Raw genomic sequence first — 5,927 nt, forward strand, 5'->3', positions numbered from 1 at the left:
TCATCCTCAACAAGGACGGCAGCTTCCAGCGGACGTTGCGCTTCCGCGGTCCCGATCTCGAATCCGCGACCGAGGCCGAGCTGATCTCAGCCTGCGCCCGGGCCAACAATGTGCTGAAGCGGTTCGGCACCGGCTGGGCGCTTTTCTTCGACGCCGAGCGGCGCGAGGCGTCAGCCTATCCCGACAGCAGTTTCCCGGACGCGGCCTCGTGGCTCGTCGACCAGGAGCGCCGCGCCGCCTTCCTGGAAGAAGGCGAGCATTATGAGAGCCGCTACCATTTGACGCTGACCTGGCTGCCGACGCCGGACAGCGCTGAAACCGCCGGACGTTCACTCGTTGAGCGGCCCGCTGCCGACAAGGGCCGGGACTGGCGCGGAGCGCTGTCCAGTTTCATCGCCGAAAGCGATCGTGCCCTGGACCTCTTCGCAAGCTTCATGCCCGAGGTCCGCACGCTCGACGACTCCGAGACACTGACGTTCCTGCACGATACGATTTCCGAGCGAGTGCATCGTGTCGCCGTCCCGGAGACGCCGGTCTATCTCGACGCGCTGCTGGTTGACACGCCGCTGACCGGCGGGCTGGAGCCGCGGCTTGGTGAGAGCCACATTCGCACCCTGACGGTGCTGGGCTTCCCCAGCATGAGCCGGCCGGGAATCCTCGATGCGCTCAACCATCAGAACTTCGCCTATCGCTGGGTCACGCGCTTTCTCGCGCTCGACAAAGGCGACGCGACCAAGGCGCTGACCAAGCTGCGTCGGCAGTGGTTCAACAAGCGCAAGTCGATCACCGCGCTCCTGCGGGAGATCATGTACAACCAGCCATCGCAACTGCTCGACACCGACGCTGACAACAAGGTGGTCGATGCCGACCTTGCGCTTCAGGTCCTGGGCGGCGACCATGTCGCGTTCGGCTATCTGACCACGACGATCACGGTGACTGACACCGATCGCGGTCGGGTCGAAGACAAGGTCCGGCAGGTCGAACGGGTCGTCAACGGGCTCGGGTTCACTTGCGTTCGCGAAGGCGTGAACGCAGTCGAGGCATGGCTGTCGTCGCTGCCCGGTCAGGTCTACGCCAATGTCCGGCAGCCGCTCGTCCACACGCTGAACCTCGCCCACCTCATGCCCCTATCGTCGGTATGGGCCGGCCCCATGCGCAACGCTCATCTCGATGGCCCACCCTTGCTTCACGCCAGTACTGCTGGATCGACGCCGTTCCGCCTATCGACCCATGTCGGCGATGTCGGCCACATGCTGGTGGTTGGTCCGACCGGCGCCGGCAAATCCGTGTTGCTCGCGCTGATCGCGCTCCAATTCCGACGCTACGCCGGCTCCCAGGTGTATATCTTCGACAAGGGGTTTTCGGCGCGCGCCGCCGTGCTGGCGATGGGCGGCGCACACCACGCGCTCGGCCTCGCTGTGGATGCCGGCGAAACGCTGGCGTTCCAGCCCCTGCGGCGGATCGACGATGCCACAGAACGGAGTTGGGCGGCGGAATGGATTACCGCGCTGCTGGCACACGAAAAGGTTATCGTTACGCCAGAGATCAAGGAGGGGGTGTGGTCTGCGCTCGGCAGTCTCGCGTCCGCCCCGCCCGAGGAACGGACGCTGACCGGGCTCACCTTGCTGCTCCAGTCGAACGCGCTTCGTACCGCGCTTGGTGCCTACACGCTCGATGGCCCCTATGGGCGGCTGCTCGACGCGGCCGAGCAGCATCTCGCCTTCGCAGATGTCCAGTGCTTCGAGACCGAGGCGCTGATGGGCCAGGCCTGCGTGGTGGCACCCGTGCTGACCTATCTCTTCCACCGGTTGGAAGAGCGGTTCGATGGCCGGCCCACCCTGCTGGTGCTCGACGAGGCATGGATATTCCTCGACCATCCGCTGTTCGCCGCGCGGATCCGCGAATGGCTGAAAGTTTTGCGCAAGAAGAATGTGGCGGTGCTGTTCGCGACCCAGAGCCTCGCGGACATCGCGTCGAGCAGCATCGCGCCTGCCATTATCGAAAGCTGTCCCCAGCGCATATTGCTGCCCAACGACCGGGCGATCGAGCCGCAGAGCCGCGAGGCCTATGAGCGGTTCGGACTGAACGATCGCCAGATTGAGCTGGTCAGCCGCGCCACGCCAAAGCGGCAATATTACCTTCAGTCGGCGCGCGGCAACCGGCTGTTCGAGCTGGGCCTGGGGCCAATCGCGCTGGCCCTCTGCGGCGCCTCCGATCCGGCCACCCAAACACGGATCGACGCCATGATCGCCGAGAGCGGTCGGGCGGATTTCGCCGAGCGCTATCTTATCGACTCAGGCCTAGATTGGGCCGCCGATCTTCTCGCTGGTTTCGAGCGTGATACAACCAGCATCGGGCAATGAAATCACCGCATGACAGCCCACGTTGGGCGTCGAACAGATTGTGCCAATGGTAATACCTGGGACGAGGACGAACCTGCTTCGGGGGACGGCGCTTACCCTCCTCGATCCGGATCAGCATCCGCTTGCTGTCGATATCGTCGGCCTTGAGATGCGCGACCTCGGATACGCGCAGCCCGGCGCCGTAGGCCACGCCCGGTGCAGCGCGGTACTTGATGCCCGGTGCCGCTTCGAGCAGCTTGGCCGCCTCATCGATGCTCAGCCGTCAGGCAGCTTCCTGGGACGGTGCGCCAGAACCAGCCGCCGCGACAGATCAGTCGCTCGAGCGTCACGTCGAACAGGAAGCGCAGACACCGAGCCGTTGATCGTGGACTCGCCGACACCGTGTTCGCGCTGGTGACGCTGGAAGCCCCGCACGTCCGCGGCGGTCGCGGTGTCGGGCGAGCGCTCGAGAAACCCCGCGAAGGCAGGAACGTGGCGGATGTCGTCGTGTTGGGTGCGCGACCGCATCGTGCGCATCGCCATATCGTCGAGCATCCGCTGACGCAGCGGGGTAACGGGTCGATCGATCGGTAGAGTCGCCATGGGGAGGTTCCTCTCGTTGAAGGAAATCCATCGTCCGCCGCCGCTCACGCGGGGCCAACCTCAGCGAACGCCCGCTACCTACCGCAAACGCCACTGCCGCGCAGCGGCTTCGTACTTGGTCGGCTGCCGACGCTAGGAGCGGGTGCGGAGGACCCACAACGCGACATTCGCGGCCTGTTCCAAGCATTCGACCGCAGCCATTCGTTCATGTCGCTTTTAGTGTCGCCACACCTCATAAATGTTGAGGACGACCTCGAACGTGATTAAGCCGATCACGGCAAGCTCGAGCCGCAATGAGCGCTTATCCTGCACCAGGTCGAGCAACCACTCGGCGGCGTCACCGATGACCTCGAGCTTGCGTTCCATCGCACGTGCACGGTCACCCAGTTCGAACTCGGCCTCCAGGCGCCCATAAAGCCGGTCGAGTTCCGGGTGATCCCAAAGCAGGTCCGGCTTCTCCATAATCTGCGCGCGACCGACGACCCGGTGTTGCGCCGCGAGGACATCGCCGATGCTCCGCATGACCCGCCGGATCGGCATCACCGCGCGCCCATGGACGCGTAGTTCGTTGATCAGCGGCTCTACGCGATCGAAGGCTTCGGCGATGCGGCCTTCATCCCGCGCCAGGACGACGCTTCTTGCCACCACTGTGGCCGTCAGCAACAGACGTTCGCGCGACGCCTCTTTCAACCGTATGTGCCCGTCTGCGCTGACGGTTTCTTCGCGGTCTGCACGTATCTCTATCCAAGCGGTTTCGGTCTCCGGCGTGGTCAGGGGTTCGATGACGTGATCGGAAAGGTGTTCGATGAATCTACGCTCAGTCTCGGCCGAGGCGCCGATCAAGACCAAGACGCCGTAGCGGAAGACGAACGCCGCCCCAACGCCCGACAGGTTCAAGGTTTCGGGTTCGGCGAAATCTCGCAAATTGCGGGTATCGACGCGCGTGCCAAGCAGTAGGGCGCGGACGTCGCCTCGGGTCGGTTCACCCGGCAACGCGGCACCGAGCACCTCCCGGATCCCAACGCTTATCGTTCGCAGGGAACCGCCCTCAACCATGTCGCGTCAGAACCATGGGACCGGCCTTATCAGTGTTGCGGCACATCTATCCCGAACCGCTACCCCGGCATTGGTGCACGTACGCGGCGTCACACGATTCCTGGTCGGCGTGCAATGCTGGACGAGGCGATTGCCAGTCTACTTCGTTCTGCACTGCCGCGTCATCCTGTAATCTTCATCGCTTCCTCTTATCGCCCGATACCGGAACCTCGCCTGCGCCTTTCCGTCGTCCTGACTCGCGGGAGCCTATCGGCGGCGGCGAGACGCACGCGTGCGGTAACGCGTCAATAAGAACTCGCCCCGGCTGATCCAGAGGATCATTGGCGTTCATCGCTCCTATGGGTAGCGATGGCCTCCGACGACACCTGCACGATCTCATAAATAATTGCGCAATTCCCGGAATAATTGCGCATTTACACTGTTAGTTGCGCATTTTATTTCGCGCAACTCGGGAGCGCTTATGGCCAGGCCAATTGCCGGTGCCGACCTCGATGCGATTGAGGCGGCTGTGGCGAAGATTGATGACGGCGCGTCTGTCGCGCAGATCGCCGCAGCCCTTGGAGAGCGGCTCCCGCGGCGCACGCTCCAATATCACCTTCGTTCTCTTGTCCGTGCCGGCCGCCTGCGGCTCGCGGGCGCCGGTCGCGCCGCACGGTACCACCTTGCAGGCGGTGGTGATGCGGACGCCGCTGGTCTGTCGGCCGACGGCATCATTCCCTTATCACCGGAAGGCGGAGTCCTTCTCGCCTATGTCCGGCAGCCCGTCGCGGCGCGGCAACCGATCGGCTATGACCGCGCCTTCCTGGACGGTTATCGACCGAACGAGAGCTTCTATCTGAGCGATCGGGACCGCGAGCGCCTGGCGGTTGCCGGCAGGCCGAAGATCGAGCCGGCGGCGGCCGGGACCTACGCAAAGCAAATCCTGAACCGGCTGCTGATCGACCTCGCCTGGAATTCCAGCCGCCTCGAAGGCAATACATATTCCCTCCTCGACACCAGGCGCCTGCTGGACTTTGGCGAGGCGGCGGAAGGGCGCGACCAGCGCGAAGCGCAGATGATCCTCAACCACAAGGACGCCATCGAGTTTCTCGTCGCCAACGCCGACGACGTCGGGTTCAACCGCTACACAATCCTCAACCTGCACGCGCTGCTGGCGAACAACCTGTTGGTCGATCCTAGCGCGGTCGGCCGGCTGCGCTACATCATCGTCGGGATTGATGGCTCCGCATTCCACCCTCTGGAAGGCCTCGGCCCGATCGAGGAATGTTTCGATCAGCTTCTCGCTACAGCGGCCGCGATCGATGACCCGATCGAGCAAGCTTTCTTCATGATGGTCCAGCTGCCGTACCTCCAGCCGTTCGACGATGTGAACAAGCGGGTGTCGAGGCTCGCGGCGAACATCCCATTGATCAAGGCCAACCTCGCCCCCTCTCCTTCACCGATGTCCCAGGCGATCTCTACACGCGCGCGACACTCGGTGTGTATGAGCGTAACGATGTCGCTCTACTGGGTGACGTCTTCCTTTGGGCCTATGAGCGGTCGGCGGCGCGCTATGCAGCCGTGCGCCAATCGCTGGGCGAACCCGATCCCTTCCGCCTGCACTACCAGGATACCCTGCGCGACGTCATCCGCGACATTGTGCGCGGGCAGATGGATCGGCCGGCGGCGCGGGCGCAACTGGTCGCCGTTGCGCGCGACACCATTCCAGATGCGGACCAGGAACAGTTCGTCGAGGTAGCAGAAACCGAACTGTTAGGGCGTGGTGACGATTTAAGGGTTAGGGATTCCCAATTGCTCTGAAATCGGATTCAAGGCTGATTTTTGGAGATCAGCGATGGATTGCGATGCGCTTCGGGATGATCAATGGGACCGGATCAAAGGGTTCGTGCCTGGCGGGACGAAGGGTAAGCGTGGACCACGCACCGA

General features: G+C 63.6%; 5 protein-coding genes and 1 pseudogene. 3 read left to right on the top strand and 3 right to left on the bottom strand.

Going from position 1 to position 5,927, the window contains the following annotated elements; genetic code table 11:
* On the top strand, positions 1-2,363 hold a 2,363-nt coding region (trbE, locus tag EWE75_RS23460), incomplete at its 5' end, for a conjugal transfer protein TrbE (protein ID WP_130160473.1).
* On the opposite strand, the gene EWE75_RS25860 is transcribed toward trbE, so the two are convergent.
* From EWE75_RS25860 to EWE75_RS23470, 3 genes are all read right to left on the bottom strand, one after another.
* Positions 2,287-2,622: a tyrosine-type recombinase/integrase gene (locus EWE75_RS25860; protein ID WP_345789406.1), complete on the bottom strand. Its 336-nt coding sequence runs from the start codon at positions 2,620-2,622 to the stop codon at positions 2,287-2,289. The two genes, trbE and EWE75_RS25860, sit on opposite strands and share 77 nt — an antisense overlap.
* Entirely contained in the window at positions 2,619-2,945 is a 327-nt protein-coding gene (locus EWE75_RS23465) for a phage integrase N-terminal SAM-like domain-containing protein (RefSeq protein WP_231708539.1), read from the bottom strand. The genes EWE75_RS25860 and EWE75_RS23465 overlap by 4 nt, the downstream gene beginning before the upstream one ends.
* 216 nt (positions 2,946-3,161) lie before the next feature.
* Complete coding sequence (locus tag EWE75_RS23470) at positions 3,162-3,953, bottom strand: RMD1 family protein (protein ID WP_231708540.1); 792 nt, start codon at positions 3,951-3,953, stop codon at positions 3,162-3,164.
* Positions 3,954-4,461: 508 nt separating this feature from the next.
* Here EWE75_RS23470 and EWE75_RS23475 point away from each other — a divergent pair.
* Positions 4,462-5,739 (top strand): Fic family protein, encoded by a 1,278-nt coding sequence (locus EWE75_RS23475; protein WP_231708541.1) that lies wholly within the window; start codon positions 4,462-4,464, stop codon positions 5,737-5,739.
* 96 nt (positions 5,740-5,835) lie between these two features.
* Positions 5,836-5,927, top strand: a pseudogene (locus tag EWE75_RS23480) (IS5/IS1182 family transposase); the annotation flags it as partial.

This window comes from Sphingomonas populi (assembly GCF_004208535.1).
GTDB lineage: Bacteria > Pseudomonadota > Alphaproteobacteria > Sphingomonadales > Sphingomonadaceae > Sphingomonas > Sphingomonas populi.

Bases quoted from the DNA above. Each gene is read 5' to 3' on its own strand.
- EWE75_RS23465 (WP_231708539.1), bottom strand. From the start codon at position 2,945: ATGGCGACTCTACCGATCGATCGACCCGTTACCCCGCTGCGTCAGCGG.
- EWE75_RS23475 (WP_231708541.1), top strand. From the start codon at position 4,462: ATGGCCAGGCCAATTGCCGGTGCCGACCTCGATGCGATTGAGGCGGCT.